Genomic DNA, 14,496 nt, shown 5'->3' with positions numbered 1-14,496 from the left:
CTCCATTAGTCAACGATGTTCAGAATTTTCACCACGATTTTCATACGTTTGCCAGTTTCATCTTCGAAAAAAACAGGTTCTATAGAAATGTTGCCTTTCTCCAATTCGTCTTGAATATAAGAGTCCGCCTCTTCTTCGTCTACCAACATGAAGGTGTCAACCCCGAATTTTAACATTAGCATCTTCGCAAGATTGTTATAGCTTGAGCCGTTGCTTTTCATCATCTCTTCGATTATATATTGGGATCGTGCTCCGCGTAGAGCCGCACCATCGATTGTCTCAGTAATGTAATGCCAAATATGTTCAATGTCTGCATGACCCAGCATCCACCGAATTGCATTAACTCCTCCCTCGCCATAAAAATGAAAGAACAAAAGGGTAAAAAAACGCCTAAGCTGATGTTGGCGAATATAATATCGATTGCCATTTGAGTCGGTAGGTATTTCGAAGTAATCAAACATTAGGTCGAGATTTCGGTAGAATGAAGCGACCGTTACCTCCGGCAATCCTCTCTCCCCTCCCTGAGAGGGGGCAGCAAACAGTGAATAATACTTCTCTATATACCCAATTCGTTTGAGGTAACGCTGCATTCGTTGTAATTCTCGGATCATCTTTACACCAAGCCTGTCAATCGGACGCGCTTGGGTGTCCCTCTCACCGAACAATCCCTTGGACATTTTAGCGAGATCCAAGATCAACCATTCTTGTGTCTTATCTAAGCAGAATGGGGGAAGTGATATAAGCTCCGAACTTCTTCTCGACATAAGGGCGCCAACGACAAACTCTACACACCCTACATATATTTCTACTAGTTCAATGAGGCCATGATTCGCTCGAAGTCTAGTAAAAAAAGTTTCTTTGGTCTGCTTACGCGGTTTTCTGCCTGTCTTGTCGCATTGGCTTATGTTGTTGCAGGCTAGTCCTAGCTGTTTTACACCTAAAGAGGTGAGCTCTGGGCCGATAACGCGTTGTACTTCTCGGTGTGATATCTCGATCATGTCTATGTTGTTTAAAATACAATGTTTTGCTAGGCGGCAAAAGCCGTCTATGATGAGTCGGCCGTATTTGAAATGAAACTCAACGGCCTCTTTAAACTGATCAAATATAATATCAGAGGGCACTAATCTGAATCGCTGACACGGAACGAGGTTGATCATATAGTTTTCGATAGTTTGTATATCAACTATTAATGGCGCGTCAGCTCCGACCGTATGAAGAACGCCCATTGAATAAAGTCGTCTGCGAAAGCTAAAATATGTAGCCTTGGTGATACCTTCATTTCCAGTGCCTGCGACCGGTACGCCAGGAAACTCTCTGCGGTAGGCGCGTTCTTGAGGGTAAAAGGAAAGAATATAGATGCGGGCTTTGTTGAGGTGCTTTTTTAAGGTGTTTTTGTAGAGTTTGTGAGTTAGCCGGCTCATGCGAATGTGAAAACCGCCTGCGCTATACCCTTTATAGAACCCATGGTGAAACAGCGCAGCTCGGATCGATGGGATTAGCAAAGGAGAAACGTCGAGTTGGCAATTTTCTAAATCGGCAATGCTGACGTCAGCGATACTAGGTTTGTCAATTAATATTTGCCTTATAATTTCTGGTGGGGTTTCACTGACAAGCTTCAAACAAAACTCGGCTGCTCTAGATGGAAGGGTATATATTGAGTCAGCAACCGATTGGGTGCTTGCGAATTGATGCAGGATAGATTTCAAGTCGCCTTCATTTAATCCTGCTAGACCGTATCGAGCTAGTTCAAATCGTTCAGCGTTCAAAAGGAGGTAGTCTAGTATATAGATGCTATTCGTTAAGCGACCTCTATCGGTTGTCACTGCTACCCTTGCTGCTCGTGTTTTCTGCCCAGGATATTCGGTAGAGCCCGTCAGGAAATACTTAAAGCTTTTGAGTATATGATGGTTTTTGGGATCTGTTAGTAAGCTGTTGTCGTTCAGTCGTACTCGCCAATCCAGAGTCTTGGGTTTCTTGTACTGTAGGGATATAGTCCAAACTGGGGCGTCAAAGTCAGAGAGGAGCCACCACGCCTTTCTTAACAGCTCGCCGGGATCTATAAATAGGTCATCAAGAAACTTCAGGCTATTTTGGCTTTCCATAGATCAAGTTCACCATGCGTGCAGGGTTCACGTTTTTCCTGGCGGTTGCCAAGTGCTTTTTTAACAGTGGATCAATACTGTTCTCGATCTCTTTCTCAATAAGTCTTGTCAGCATTGCCCATTCCAGCGCTGCTTCTGATACGAGTCTTTGATCTTTCTCCAAGTCCACTGCGACTTTCAGTGAAAGCAATGCGCTAAGGCTTCCTTCACCAATTAAAACTAATAATTCATTGATTTCGCTGGAAAGGCGAGTTTCATTTAAGCCCTCAGGATCGGTCAAGAATGCGGGAATATCCTTAAGGACATAGTTTTTTAAAAACTGATCAAGAAGCTCCATGCTCTCAAAGTTTGCTCCTTGGACAAGAAATGGACTATTTCTTAAGGAGTGGCAGATAAGAGCCTTTTGGACAATTTTTACCCCTCGCCCTTCAATGAAGCGCACGAATGCTTCGGGAAGGTAAGAGGTTAGAAGCTTGGAGTCTTCAATATGATGGCCCAGGCTTTCTCGCATTGTATTGGTGCTGCCAGTGTCGATATAAACTTCTACTCCTTTCGATGCTCTAATCGCGTCAGGGCAAACTCGCCAAATAAGCTGCTTTAGTTCATTTTCACGTTTTGCCGTAAACGGAGAAAATTGTCCAATCGTGCGAGTAACTAACCGTTTGCGCCCCGGCCGTTCGAAAGTTGGCTTGTTCCAGCGAGGGATGGTTGCACCTCTCGGTAGTGTTGCGCCTGTAGGGCTTGCAATGAAGAGTTTTCGCCAGTTTTCATCGTTGCGGGATTTTAAGTGATGTCGTGCCTGATTCGTTATCGTAATGACATCGGATATTACTGCAGCGGCTGTGCTGCTGATTTCAAACTTTTGCCTGCCAAGCCTCTCGCCTTTTCTTCCTTTAATACCGGAAATAAATTTTGCATCGTCGTGTACTGCAAGATAAGACTTTCCTCCCTCATCAAAAAACCCTGTTTGCTTTCCGTTTTTGTCGAAAAGCTCGAATCTGGTAAGGAAGCTATTCGTGATACAAGGATGTTCAATAATCAACAGGCATTGAAATGGATAGAGGTCATGGGTGGTTGGTATTCCCAGTTTTTCACCTAGATCTGCCGAGCCGATATTCTTATCACAATATTTTTTGTAGTCCTTTACAGCTGCGCTCCAGTCTATATCGTATGTGACTTTCTCAAAGTGAGCGGCTAGATTGCTTAGAGTGTTATTTTCCCAGAAAGCATAGGTGTGTCTATGAGCAGATGTCGCCGAGGAGGCTAGTTCCTTGCGCCTATTGAACGCTTTTATGGTCTTGAGTGACTGGGCAGTCGCCCACTCTCTAACAATGCGTAAGTCTTCTTTAATTTGAAGGATTAGTAGTTTGATGGCTTCTGTTTGTGTGATGTGTAGTGGAATTGGGGTAAGAAGTTTGTTTCGGACTTCTTTTCCGTCCGGTGTGACGACTACATGTGTTGAATTGCCTGAGGGCCTTTCTGCACCTATTATGGGGAGTTCTCGGAAAGGCGTGGCCCAAACTCTGGAGTGGATAAACATACTGTATATTTGGTTTATGTGTTTATCCCATTTTATCATCAGGTTAGGAAGCGTAGGATCGGTCGGTTTTCTATTTGTGAAAATATGTTGCATGAACGCTGCAAAAAAATCATAAATTTTAATTGGGTCTTTAAAAATTTCCGTTGGCCAGCTAGATTGATTCGAATGTAAAAATTTAAACATTTTTTTGAAATTTTCATGCACAAAACCTGCGCGCCCCTCCATGTGTATGCGGACTTCTCTATGAATTTCTTCAACAAACTCTTGGCCATGGGAGTTCCACAGATCAGCCAAATGCATGTCCTTAGTTGACCCTGCGCGATTCTCCACTGGCCAACCAGTCCAATAGAGCCGTTTGTCGATGGGAATTAAGCTGTCTTGCACATCCCACCAATCCACATAACGATCAAAGTTTTTGGGGTTCCAGGTAATTATCGGTATGCGCGGAAGGTCAGTTTTTAACTCTTGAAAAACTTTTGCCAATAGAACGCATAGAGAATGTCTTCGTTTAAGTCGAAGCATGCAGAATTTCTCCGATGCCATCGCGCCGCAAAAGCGATCGTAGAGATTCTGGACAGAGGGGGAAGTAAGTACTTTTTCAGTGACCTGTATGCCAGCGAGGTCGCAGAAGCATTCAAATAGAGATAGCGCCGTAGCAGGGTAGTCACCGCCGACGTCACCTAACCGATCTACTGCCGCCTGCATTAGCTCCGCCGCTCTGCCTGTGATGGCACGGAAGGGGTAAAATCGGAGCCGTCGAAGCTTGTTTTTGACAATTGCCATTTTGGTAATGTCTCCAAAATTGCCTTTGCCCCCAGTAATCATTGGGTTTAGATCAAAATGGTAAGATTGTCAAATTAGCAAAATCATGGAGCTGGGTTTCGAACTGAACCTGGACTTCAAAGAAGACTTGTCCGAAGAAGCCATTGACGCTTTCCTCGAAGCATTCATCAAAGAAGCCATGGAAGCCAACGGTCTGGGTTATGTTGGCGGCGATGACTTCGGTCTGGTTTGCCTGCAGAAGCGTGGCTCGGTCAACGAAGAGCAGCGCGCTGCTGTTGAAGCCTGGCTGAAATCCCGCACTGAGCTGACCGGTATGACCGTCAGCCCGCTGCTGGACGTGTGGTACCCGGAAACACCGGTCAACGCGGCAAAGTGATGTAATGAAAAACGGCGACCCAAGGGTCGCCGTTTTTTTTTGCAGATCAAAAGATCGCAGCCTCGTGTTACTCGACAGCTCCTACAGGATCTCCGCAATCCCTTGTAGGAGCTGTCGAGTGCAACGAGGCTGCGATCTTTTAGCCTTTACGCCAATTCAATATCAGTAACGTCAACACCCCCGCCACAATCCCCCAGAACGCCGAACCGATGGAAAACAGCGTCAGCCCCGACGCCGTGACCATGAACGTGATCAGCGCCGCTTCGCGCTCCTTGACCTCGGTCATGGCAATGCTCAAGCCATTGATGATCGAACCGAACAGCGCCAGCGCGGCAATCGACAGCACCAGTTCTTTCGGCAGCGCAGCAAACAGCGCCGCCAATGTTGCGCCGAACACCCCGGCGATCCCGTAGAAAATCCCGCACCACACCGCAGCGGTGTAACGCTTGTTGCGATCCTCATGCGCATGCGGCCCGGTGCAGATCGCCGCGCTGATTGCCGCCAGGTTAATACCGTGGGAGCCGAACGGCGCCAGCAGCAGCGAGGCGATACCGGTGGTGGTGATCAGCGGCGAGGCCGGGACGTTGTAACCGTCGGCGCGCAATACGGCGATGCCGGGCATGTTTTGCGAGGTCATCGCCACCACGAACAGCGGGATGCCGATGCTGATGGTCGCCGCGAGCGAGAAGTGCGGCGTGGTCCACACCGGCGTCGCCACTTCCAGATGAAAAGCGCTGAAGTCCAGCAGCCCCATGAAGCCCGACAGCGCGGAGCCGATCAGCAACGCGGCGAGCACTGCATAGCGCGGCGACAGACGCTTGACCACCAGATAAGTGAAGAACATCCCCAGCACCAGCCCGGTGCGGTGCTGCGCGGCAACGAAGATTTCACTGCCGATCTTGAACAGAATCCCCGCCAGTAACGCGGCCGCCAGCGATGCCGGAATCTTTTTCACCAGCCGTTCGAAACTACCGGTCATGCCGCAAATGGTCACCAGCACCGCGCAGGTGACATAGGCACCAATCGCTTCGCCATAGCTCACGCCGCCGAGGCTGGTGATCAGCAATGCAGCGCCAGGTGTCGACCAGGCAATCGTGATCGGCGTGCGGTAGCGCAGCGACAGGCCGATCGAGCACACCGCCATGCCAATAGAGATCGCCCAGATCCACGAGGAAATCTGCCCGCTGCTCAGGCCCGCCGCTTGCCCGGCCTGGAACATCAGCACCAGCGAGCTGGTGTAGCCGGTCATCATCGCAATGAACCCGGCGACGATGGCCGAGGGCGAAGTGTCCGCGAAAGGGCGCAGGCGCGTGTGGGTGATGTCGTTCATGACAGCGGTGTTCCTTGTTTATAGAAGCAGTGAATCCAACAGGTTTTTATGCCTGGCTCAGCTTTTGTGGCGAGGGAGCTTGCTCCCGCTGGGTTGCGAAGCAGCCCCAATGCAGGCATCGCCGTAGTGTCAGCCAGACCGCGTCAAAGGTTTACGACTGCTGCGCAGCCGTGCGGGAGCAAGCTCCCTCGCCACAATGTTCCGTGGCGGCAGTTTTGGTTTTCAAGCCTAAACTCAAACGTAACGGAGCGTTGCGATACAGCGGAAGTCACAAACAGCCGTACAGTCGTGTTGCCACCATCCATTGTGTACAATCGCTGTGTTTTTTACGCGATACTTGCCAGCGACCGACTGTGCCGTATTACAGTCACGGTCTATTCGCCGCAGTTCTTCCGACTCGAGTGCCCATGAACGAACAGTTGCAACCCCTCAAGAAACAACCGCGAGCAGGCAAAGCCGGCCGCACCGGCACCCAGGACGATATTGTCTATGCGCATATCTTCGAGGCCATTCTCGAACAGCGCCTGGCACCCGGCACCAAGTTGAGCGAAGAAGCGCTGGGGGAAATTTTCGGGGTCAGCCGCACCATCATTCGCCGCGCACTCTCGCGTCTGGCCCATGAAGGCGTGGTGTTGTTGCGGCCCAATCGTGGCGCGGTGGTTGCCAGTCCGAGTGTCGACGAGGCGCGCCAAGTGTTCCTCGCCCGCCGTCTGGTAGAGCGCGCGATCACTGAACTGGCGGTGCAACACGCGACGGCTGAAGAAATTGCCGAACTGCGGCAGATGGTCAACGACGAGCGCGACAGCTTCTCTCGTGGTGATCGCGGCGCCGGCATCCGTCTGTCGGGCGAATTTCACCTGAAGCTGGCCGAAGCGGCGAAGAACGCACCGCTGATCAGCTTTCAGCGCAGCCTGGTGTCGCAGACTTCGTTGATCATCGCGCAGTATGAAAGTGGCAACCGCTCGCACTGTTCCTACGACGAACACACCCAGCTCATCGACGCGATTGAAGCGCGCAACGGCGAGCTGGCGGTGGATCTGATGATGCATCACATGGATCACATCGACAGCAAACTCAACCTCGATGAGGAAAGTGCGTCGGATGATCTGCATGCGGTGTTCTCGCATTTGTTGCAGACCAAGAAGCCGGGGCGCCCTGCCGCCAAGCTTTAAAGTAGACCGACTTGCCAGCGATGACTTTCTGACAGGCAACAAAAAATCCCCCGGGGCTGAACACCACCGGGGGATTTTTTTGTCCGCAGAAAACTAGCGCTGATGCACCAACGCACCCGCCGCATAGGTCTGGGCAACCGTCCGGTCATCGCCCAGCGTCATCAACACAAACAACGTCTCGGCAATGTTGTTGGCCTGCTTCAAGCGATAGCTCAGCAGCGGCGTAGCGTTGTAATCGAGCACCAGGAAGTCGGCGTCGCTGCCCGGCTGCAGATTACCGATCTTGTCCTCCAGACGCAGCGCACGCGCACCGCCCAAAGTCGCCAGATACAGCGACTTGAACGGGCTCAAACGCGCACCCTGCAACTGCATCACTTTGTACGCTTCATTCAAGGTTTGCAGCAGCGAGAAACTGGTGCCGCCGCCAACGTCAGTCCCGAGGCCGACATTGACTTTATGCTTCTCGGCCATCGGCAGATTGAACAAACCGCTGCCGAGGAACAGGTTCGAGGTCGGGCAGAAGGCGATCGCCGAACCGGTCTCTGCAAGGCGCGCGCATTCGTCGTCGCACAGATGTACGCCGTGGGCAAACACCGAGCGCTCGCCGAGCAATTTGTAGTGATCGTAGACGTCGAGATAACCCTTGCGCTCCGGGAACAGCTCCTTGACCCACTCGACCTCTTTGAGGTTTTCGCTGATGTGGGTCTGCATGTACAGATCCGGGTACTCGCCGAGCAATTGACCAGCGAGGGTCAACTGTTCCGGGGTGCTGGTCGGGGCGAAGCGCGGCGTCACTGCGTAGTGCAGACGACCTTTGCCGTGCCAGCGCTCGATCAACGCCTTGCTGTCGACATAGCTCGATTCCGGCGTGTCGGTCAGATAGTCCGGCGCATTGCGATCCATCATCACCTTGCCAGCGATCATGCGCAGGTCGAGCTTCTCGGCGGCTTCGAAGAACGCGTTCACTGACTGCGGATGCACGCTGCCGAACACCAGCGCGGTGGTGGTGCCGTTGCGCAGCAGTTCCTTGACAAAAATGTCGGCAACTTCGTCGGCGTGGGCCTTGTCGGCGAACTGGCTTTCGCACGGAAAGGTGTAGGTGTTCAGCCAATCGAGCAGTTGCTCGCCGTAGGCACCGACCATGCCGGTTTGCGGAAAATGGATATGCGTGTCGATGAAGCCGGGGGTGATCAGTGCGTCTTGGTAGTGGTTGATCTCAATATCCGCCGCCAGGGTCGGCAGCAGTTCGCTGGCGTGGCCGAGGGCGCTGATCTTGCCGTCATCGACCACCAGCAGACCGTCCTCGAAATATTCGTAGGAGGCTTCGATGCCGACCTCGGCGGGGTCGGCGATGCTGTGCAGGATGGCGGCGCGGTAGGCTTTACGAGTCAGAGGCATGTCGTTCTCTATATGTGAGGCTAATCAATTTGAGGCTTTGAGTTGGGTGGCCTGACTGCGCCGGGACACCGGCAGCAGTTTGGCAATCGGTTCGGCGCTGGCGCTGTGCTGGCCGAAATTGGCGTTGTAGGTGGCGATGATTTCGCCGGCGATGGAGATGGCGATTTCCACCGGCAACTTGCCTTTGACTTCGCCTATGCCCATCGGGCAACGCATGCGCTGCACGACGCTGGCGTCGAAGCCACGGTCACGCAAACGGTGTTCGAACTTGGCGCGTTTGGTCTTCGAGCCGATCAGGCCGAACCAGGTGAAGTCGTTGCGTTTGAGGATCGCGGCAGTAAGTTCCAGATCCAGTTGATGGTTGTGGGTCATGACGATGCAATAGCTGCCGGCGGGCAGGTCGTCGACTTCGTCTACCGGTTCTTCGCTGACGATTTTGCGCACGCCGTGGGGGATCTGCGCGGGGAATTCTTCTTCGCGCGAATCGATCCAGCGCACCCGGCATGGCAGGCTGGCGAGCAAGGGTACCAGCGCGCGGCCGACGTGGCCCGCACCGAATACCGCGATTTGCGCCTGTACCTGGCCCATCGGTTCGAACAGCAACACCGTGGCGCCGCCGCAGCACTGGCCAAGGCTGGCGCCGAGGCTGAAGCGTTCCAGATGCGTGTCCTGCTTGCCGCTGGCGAGCATCTCGCGGGCGATTTGCATGGCTTTGTATTCCAGGTGCCCGCCACCGATGGTGTCGAAAGTCTGGCGAGCGCTGACGACCATCTTCGAGCCGGCGTTGCGCGGCGTCGAGCCGAGCTCTTCGATGATCGTCACCAGAACACAGGGCTCGCCCTGGTTCTGCAGGTCGGCGAGGGCGTCGATCCAGTTGTACATATTCACCTCGACATCTTCGTTGTCTGTTCGGGCCTCATCGCTGGCAAGCCAGCTCCCACAAGGTCCGCGTGGAATCCAGATTTAGCGAACACCACAAAACCTGTGGGAGCTGGCTTGCCAGCGATGGCCGCACCTCGGTCTAGAGCGAAGCCAACTCGGTTTCGGCCTCGACGGCTTTCGCCACCTTCAACTGCCGCATCTGCTCACACCCCCACAACACTCGCTCCGGTGTCGCCGGCGCATCAATCTTCGGCTGATGCTTATAGTCAGCGAGACTCGCCACCGCATCCTTGAGCGCACACCACGCCGCAATGCCGAGCATGAACGGCGGCTCACCGACAGCCTTGGAATGGAACACCGTGTCTTCCGGGTTCTTGCGGTTCTCCACCAGCTTCACCCGCAGGTCCAGCGGCATGTCCGCCACCGCCGGGATCTTGTAGCTGGCCGGGCCGTTGGTCATCAGCTTGCCCTTGTTGTTCCACACCAGTTCTTCCATGGTCAGCCAGCCCATGCCCTGCACGAAACCGCCCTCGACCTGACCGATATCGATGGCCGGGTTCAGCGAAGCGCCGACGTCGTGCAGGATGTCGGTGCGCAGCATTTTGTACTCGCCGGTCAGGGTGTCGACGATCACTTCACAGCACGCCGCGCCGAAGGCGAAATAGTAGAACGGCCGACCACGCGCCTGGCTGCGGTCGTAGTAGATTTTCGGGGTCTTGTAGAACCCGGTGCTCGACAGCGAAACCTGATTGAAATACGCCAACTGGATCAGCGCTTCAAAGGTCAGGATGTGATCGCGAACCCTTACATGGCCATTGTGAAATTCCACATCTTCTTCGCTGACCTTGAAGTGGCGGGCGGCGAATTCGATCAGCCGTTGCTTGATGATTTCTGCCGCATTCTGCGCAGCCTTACCGTTAAGGTCAGCACCGCTGGAAGCCGCGGTCGGTGAGGTGTTAGGCACCTTGTCAGTGTTAGTCGCGGTGATCTGCACCCGATCCATTTCCACCTGGAAAACTTCGGCCACAACTTGCGCGACTTTGGTGTTCAGACCCTGGCCCATTTCGGTGCCGCCGTGGTTCAGATGGATGCTGCCGTCGGTGTAGACGTGGATCAGCGCGCCGGCCTGATTGAGAAAACTCGCAGTGAAGGAAATGCCGAATTTCACCGGGGTCAGCGCGAGGCCTTTTTTCAGAATCGGGCTGTTGGCGTTGTAGCGACGGATCGCTTCGCGGCGCTCGTGGTACTGGCTGCTTTCTTCGAGTTCGGCGGTCATTTCTTCGAGCATGTTGTGCTCGACGGTCTGGTAATAGTGCGTGACGTTGCGCTCGGTCTTGCCGTAGTAGTTGGCCTTGCGCACCGCCAGTGGGTCGAGGTTCAAGTGGCGGGCAATTGCGTCCATCACTTCTTCGATGGCGACCATGCCTTGCGGGCCGCCGAAGCCGCGGTAAGCGGTGTTCGACGCGGTGTTGGTCTTGCAGCGATGACCGTTAATGGTCGCGTCGCCGAGGTAGTACGAGTTGTCCGAGTGGAACATCGCGCGGTCGACAATCGATGCCGACAAGTCCGGCGAGCAGCCGCAGTTGCCGGCCAGATCCATGTTGATCCCGTGCAGGCGCCCGGTGCTGTCGAAGCCGACGTCGTACTCGACGTAGAACGGGTGACGCTTGCCAGTCATCAGCATGTCTTCGACGCGTGGCAGGCGCATCTTGGTCGGCTGGCCAGTGAGGTGCGCGACCACCGCGCACAGGCACGCCGGGCTGGCGGCCTGAGTTTCCTTGCCACCGAAACCGCCGCCCATGCGGCGCATGTCGACGACGATTTTATTCATGGATACGTCGAGGACTTCGGCCACCAGTTTCTGCACTTCAGTGGGGTTCTGTGTGGAGCAGTAGACGATCATGCCGCCGTCTTCGGTCGGCATCACCGAAGAGATCTGCGTCTCCAGATAAAAGTGTTCCTGGCCGCCTATGTGCAGCGTGCCCTGGATGCGATGTTCGGCAGTCGCTAAAGCCGTGGCCGAGTCGCCGCGCTGATGGGTGTGGCTGTCGAGCACGAAATGGCGTTTGCGCAGGGCTTCGACCACGTCGAGCACTGGCTCCAGATCTTCGTATTCGATGATCGCGGCCATCGCGGCTTTGCGCGCGGTCTCCAGATCTTTCGCGGCCACGGCGAGTACCGGTTGACCGACGAATTGCACGTCGTCAATCGCCAGCAGCGGATCGCCCGGCAGCAGCGGGCCGATGTCTTTCAGACCCGGCACGTCTTTGTGGGTGATGGCGATGCGCACGCCTTCGAAGGCGTAGCACGGCGTGGTGTCGATGCTGATGATTTTCGCGTGGGCGCGATCCGACATGCGTGCATAAAGGTGCAACTGGTTCGGAAATTCGAGCCGATCATCGATGTACTGCGCTTCACCGGACACATGCTTGGCCGCGCTGTCGTGCTTGACGCTGCGGCCGACACCGCTGGTCAGATCCTTGGCGAACAGTTCGGCCAGTTCAGCTTGAGTTTTCTCTACGCCGTGATGATTAGACATAAGCGGTCACCCGAGTCTCGATGTGCGGTGTTTGCAGTTCGATGAAGTATTTGCGCAGCAGGTTCTGCGCGCTGAGCAGGCGATATTCCTTGCTGGCGCGGAAGTCCGAGAGCGGGGTGAAATCTTCTGCCAGAGCGGCGCAGGCGCGTTCGATCACGGCGTTGTTGAATGGCTGGCCGAGCAGCACGGCTTCGCAATGTGCGGCGCGTTTCGGAATTGCTGCCATGCCACCGTAGGCGATGCGCGCATCGGCGATCACGCCGTTTTCGATGCGCAGATTGAACGCGGCGCACACCGCAGAAATGTCATCGTCCAGACGCTTGGAAACCTTGTAGGCACGGAACAGTTGTTCAGCGCTGGCACGCGGCACGATGATCTTCTCGATGAACTCGCTTTCCTGACGCGCAGTCACGCGGTAGTCGATGAAATAGTCTTCGAGGTTGAGCGTGCGGCGGACTTCGCCCTTGCACAGCACGATCTGCGCGCCGAGGGCGATCAGCAGCGGCGGTGAGTCACCGATCGGCGAGGCGTTGCCGATGTTGCCGCCGAGGGTGCCTTGGTTGCGGATCTGCAGCGAGGCGAAGCGATGCAGCAATTCGCCGAAATCCGGGTACTCGGCGTTCAACGCTTCGTAGCAGTCGGAGAGGGCGGCAGCGGCGCCGATTTCGATGCGATCATCGAAGGTCTCGATGCGCTTCATTTCGGCGACGTTGCCGACGTAGATCATCACCGGCAACGTGCGGTGAAACTGGGTGACTTCCAGCGCGAGGTCGGTGCCGCCCGCCAGCAGGCGGGCTTGTGGATAGGCGTCGTAGAGGTCAGCCAGATCGGCGACGGTCAGGGGCACCAGGCAGCGCTTGTCGCCGCTGTTGAGTTCGCCGATGTCGGTCGGGGCGATGGCTTTGAGGCGGGCGATGGTCTCGGCTTCGCGAGCATCGAATTGATCGGGTTGCTTGCCGCAGCAGGATTGTTCGGCGGCGGCCAGAATCGGCCGGTAGCCGGTGCAGCGGCAGAGGTTGCCGGCCAGCGCTTCGTGAGCCTTGGCATGATCCGGCGCATCGCTGTTCTTTTGCAGCGCGAACAGCGACATCACAAAACCCGGAGTGCAGAAGCCGCACTGCGAGCCGTGGCACTCGACCATGGCTTTCTGCACGCTGTGCAGTTCGCCCTGATGTTTGAGGTCTTCGACGCTGATCAATTGCTTGCCGTGCAGCGACGAAACGAAGGTCAGGCACGAATTGAGGCTGCGATAGCGAATGTGCTCGCGACCGTCGTCATCCGTTTGCAACTCGCCGACCACCACGGTGCAAGCGCCGCAATCACCGCTGGCGCAGCCTTCTTTGGTACCGGATTTGCCCACGTGTTCACGCAGGTAATTGAGCACGGTCAGGTTCGGGTCCAGGGCGTGCTCGCTACGGAGTTCCTGGTTTAGTAAAAACTGGATCACGGAAGGCCTCGCAAACTCATTATTGTTGTTAAGCGACTTGAACCGAATTTAGCAGCTCTGACTTTTCGGTCAATTGTTTTCTGACTTAAAGGTCAAGAAAATCGGCTTTGTCGATAAACAACCTGTCTATTCAGTATTGACCTTGTATCGATCCCCTGCTTTTTTGCGGAATTCGTGCCAAAAACCGCTGTGCGGGCACTCCGCCATGACCGCGCATTGCGCTACACTGCGCCGCTTGTGCAGATCGAAGAGTTTGAAGGACAACCATGACGTTCAAGGCGCCGGACAGCCTCGCCGAGCAAATTGCTCACCACCTCGCCGAACGAATCATTCGTGGCGAAATGAAGCCGGGAGAGCGCATCCAGGAACAGAAGGTCACGCTGGCGCTCAACGTCAGTCGCGGTTCGGTCCGTGAAGCCTTGCTGATCCTCGAACGCCGGCACCTGATCGCGATCCTGCCGCGCCGTGGCGCGCACGTTACCGAACTCACGGCGCACAAGGTGCAGAGCCTGTGCACGCTGATGAGCGAGTTGTACATCCTGCTCGGTAACTCGGTGGCCAACGGCTGGCAAGTCCAGTCCGACATGGCGCCGTTCGTGCAGATCCAGCAGCGTCTGGCCGCCAGCTACGAGCGTCAGGACATCCGCACCTTCGTTGACGACAGTTTCAACGTCATGCGCGCCGCGTACCCGTTCGCCAACAATCCGTACCTGCAAGAAACCGTCGAGAATCTGCAACCGGCGATGAGCCGTGCGTACTTCCTCGCCCTCGAACAGCGCAAAGCCGAGATGAGCGAATTTCTCGAACTGTTCGAGCGCTTGCTCGCCGCCGTCCTCGCCCGTGATTTGCCGCAGATCCGCATCGTGTTGACGGCTTACGCCCAGCGCAGTTGCGATCTGGTGGTGTCCGCCCTGACGGTTGCCTGAC

Annotated in this window: 10 protein-coding genes; 3 read left to right on the top strand and 7 right to left on the bottom strand. The window is 55.0% G+C overall.

The annotated features are described in order from the left end of the window. Positions 1 to 5: 5 nt before the first annotated feature. Both ACP7EE_RS12765 and ACP7EE_RS12760 read right to left on the bottom strand, forming a co-directional pair. Positions 6 to 2,102 carry a hypothetical protein gene (locus ACP7EE_RS12765; protein ID WP_426234783.1) on the bottom strand — a complete coding sequence of 699 codons (2,097 nt, stop codon included), beginning with the start codon at positions 2,100 to 2,102 and terminating at the stop codon, positions 6 to 8. After that, entirely contained in the window at positions 2,086 to 4,425 is a 2,340-nt protein-coding gene (locus tag ACP7EE_RS12760; RefSeq protein ID WP_426234782.1) for a hypothetical protein, read from the bottom strand. The genes ACP7EE_RS12765 and ACP7EE_RS12760 overlap by 17 nt, the downstream gene beginning before the upstream one ends. A gap of 85 nt (positions 4,426 to 4,510) precedes the next feature. On the opposite strand from ACP7EE_RS12760, the gene ACP7EE_RS12755 reads away from it, so the two are divergent. Next, positions 4,511 to 4,801, top strand: a complete 291-nt coding sequence (locus tag ACP7EE_RS12755) for a 50S ribosome-binding protein YggL (RefSeq protein ID WP_426234781.1) — start codon at positions 4,511 to 4,513, stop codon at positions 4,799 to 4,801. Positions 4,802 to 4,940: 139 nt separating this feature from the next. Here the strand turns inward: ACP7EE_RS12755 and ACP7EE_RS12750 are convergent, their stop codons facing one another. Next, complete coding sequence (locus ACP7EE_RS12750; RefSeq protein ID WP_426234780.1) at positions 4,941 to 6,131, bottom strand: benzoate/H(+) symporter BenE family transporter; 1,191 nt, start codon at positions 6,129 to 6,131, stop codon at positions 4,941 to 4,943. Between the two features lie 407 nt (positions 6,132 to 6,538). Here ACP7EE_RS12750 and ACP7EE_RS12745 point away from each other — a divergent pair, with 407 nt between their 5' ends. Next, positions 6,539 to 7,303 carry a GntR family transcriptional regulator gene (locus ACP7EE_RS12745; RefSeq protein WP_426234779.1) on the top strand — a complete coding sequence of 255 codons (765 nt, stop codon included), beginning with the start codon at positions 6,539 to 6,541 and terminating at the stop codon, positions 7,301 to 7,303. Between the two features lie 93 nt (positions 7,304 to 7,396). On the opposite strand, the gene guaD is transcribed toward ACP7EE_RS12745, so the two are convergent. The 4 genes from guaD to xdhA form a co-directional block, all read right to left on the bottom strand. After that, entirely contained in the window at positions 7,397 to 8,701 is a 1,305-nt protein-coding gene (guaD, locus tag ACP7EE_RS12740) for a guanine deaminase (RefSeq protein WP_426234778.1), read from the bottom strand. Between the two features lie 24 nt (positions 8,702 to 8,725). After that, positions 8,726 to 9,583, bottom strand: a complete 858-nt coding sequence (xdhC, locus tag ACP7EE_RS12735) for a xanthine dehydrogenase accessory protein XdhC (protein ID WP_426234777.1) — start codon at positions 9,581 to 9,583, stop codon at positions 8,726 to 8,728. Between the two features lie 139 nt (positions 9,584 to 9,722). Beyond that, positions 9,723 to 12,122, bottom strand: coding sequence for a xanthine dehydrogenase molybdopterin binding subunit (xdhB, locus tag ACP7EE_RS12730; RefSeq protein WP_426234776.1), 2,400 nt, complete (start codon positions 12,120 to 12,122; stop codon positions 9,723 to 9,725). After that, positions 12,115 to 13,569, bottom strand: coding sequence for a xanthine dehydrogenase small subunit (gene xdhA, locus ACP7EE_RS12725; protein WP_426234775.1), 1,455 nt, complete (start codon positions 13,567 to 13,569; stop codon positions 12,115 to 12,117). Before xdhA ends, xdhB begins: the two co-directional genes overlap by 8 nt. Before the next feature lie 266 nt (positions 13,570 to 13,835). On the opposite strand from xdhA, the gene ACP7EE_RS12720 reads away from it, so the two are divergent. After that, complete coding sequence (locus ACP7EE_RS12720) at positions 13,836 to 14,495, top strand: GntR family transcriptional regulator (RefSeq protein WP_420648791.1); 660 nt, start codon at positions 13,836 to 13,838, stop codon at positions 14,493 to 14,495. Position 14,496 lies beyond the last annotated feature (1 nt).

Origin of the sequence: Pseudomonas sp. TWP3-2, assembly GCF_049897765.1 — a bacterium.
Lineage (GTDB): Bacteria > Pseudomonadota > Gammaproteobacteria > Pseudomonadales > Pseudomonadaceae > Aquipseudomonas.
The sequence above is the reverse complement of the archived record's forward strand: the minus strand, read 5'-3'. Positions and strand labels throughout refer to the sequence as shown.

Excerpts from the sequence above, each read along its gene's own strand:
- ACP7EE_RS12765 (WP_426234783.1), bottom strand. The coding sequence starts at position 2,102 with ATGGAAAGCCAAAATAGCCTGAAGTTTCTTGATGACCTATTTATAGAT.
- ACP7EE_RS12760 (WP_426234782.1), bottom strand. The coding sequence starts at position 4,425 with ATGGCAATTGTCAAAAACAAGCTTCGACGGCTCCGATTTTACCCCTTC.
- ACP7EE_RS12755 (WP_426234781.1), top strand. The coding sequence starts at position 4,511 with ATGGAGCTGGGTTTCGAACTGAACCTGGACTTCAAAGAAGACTTGTCC.
- ACP7EE_RS12750 (WP_426234780.1), bottom strand. The coding sequence starts at position 6,131 with ATGAACGACATCACCCACACGCGCCTGCGCCCTTTCGCGGACACTTCG.
- ACP7EE_RS12745 (WP_426234779.1), top strand. The coding sequence starts at position 6,539 with ATGAACGAACAGTTGCAACCCCTCAAGAAACAACCGCGAGCAGGCAAA.
- guaD (WP_426234778.1), bottom strand. The coding sequence starts at position 8,701 with ATGCCTCTGACTCGTAAAGCCTACCGCGCCGCCATCCTGCACAGCATC.
- xdhC (WP_426234777.1), bottom strand. The coding sequence starts at position 9,583 with ATGTACAACTGGATCGACGCCCTCGCCGACCTGCAGAACCAGGGCGAG.
- xdhB (WP_426234776.1), bottom strand. The coding sequence starts at position 12,122 with ATGTCTAATCATCACGGCGTAGAGAAAACTCAAGCTGAACTGGCCGAA.
- ACP7EE_RS12720 (WP_420648791.1), top strand. The coding sequence starts at position 13,836 with ATGACGTTCAAGGCGCCGGACAGCCTCGCCGAGCAAATTGCTCACCAC.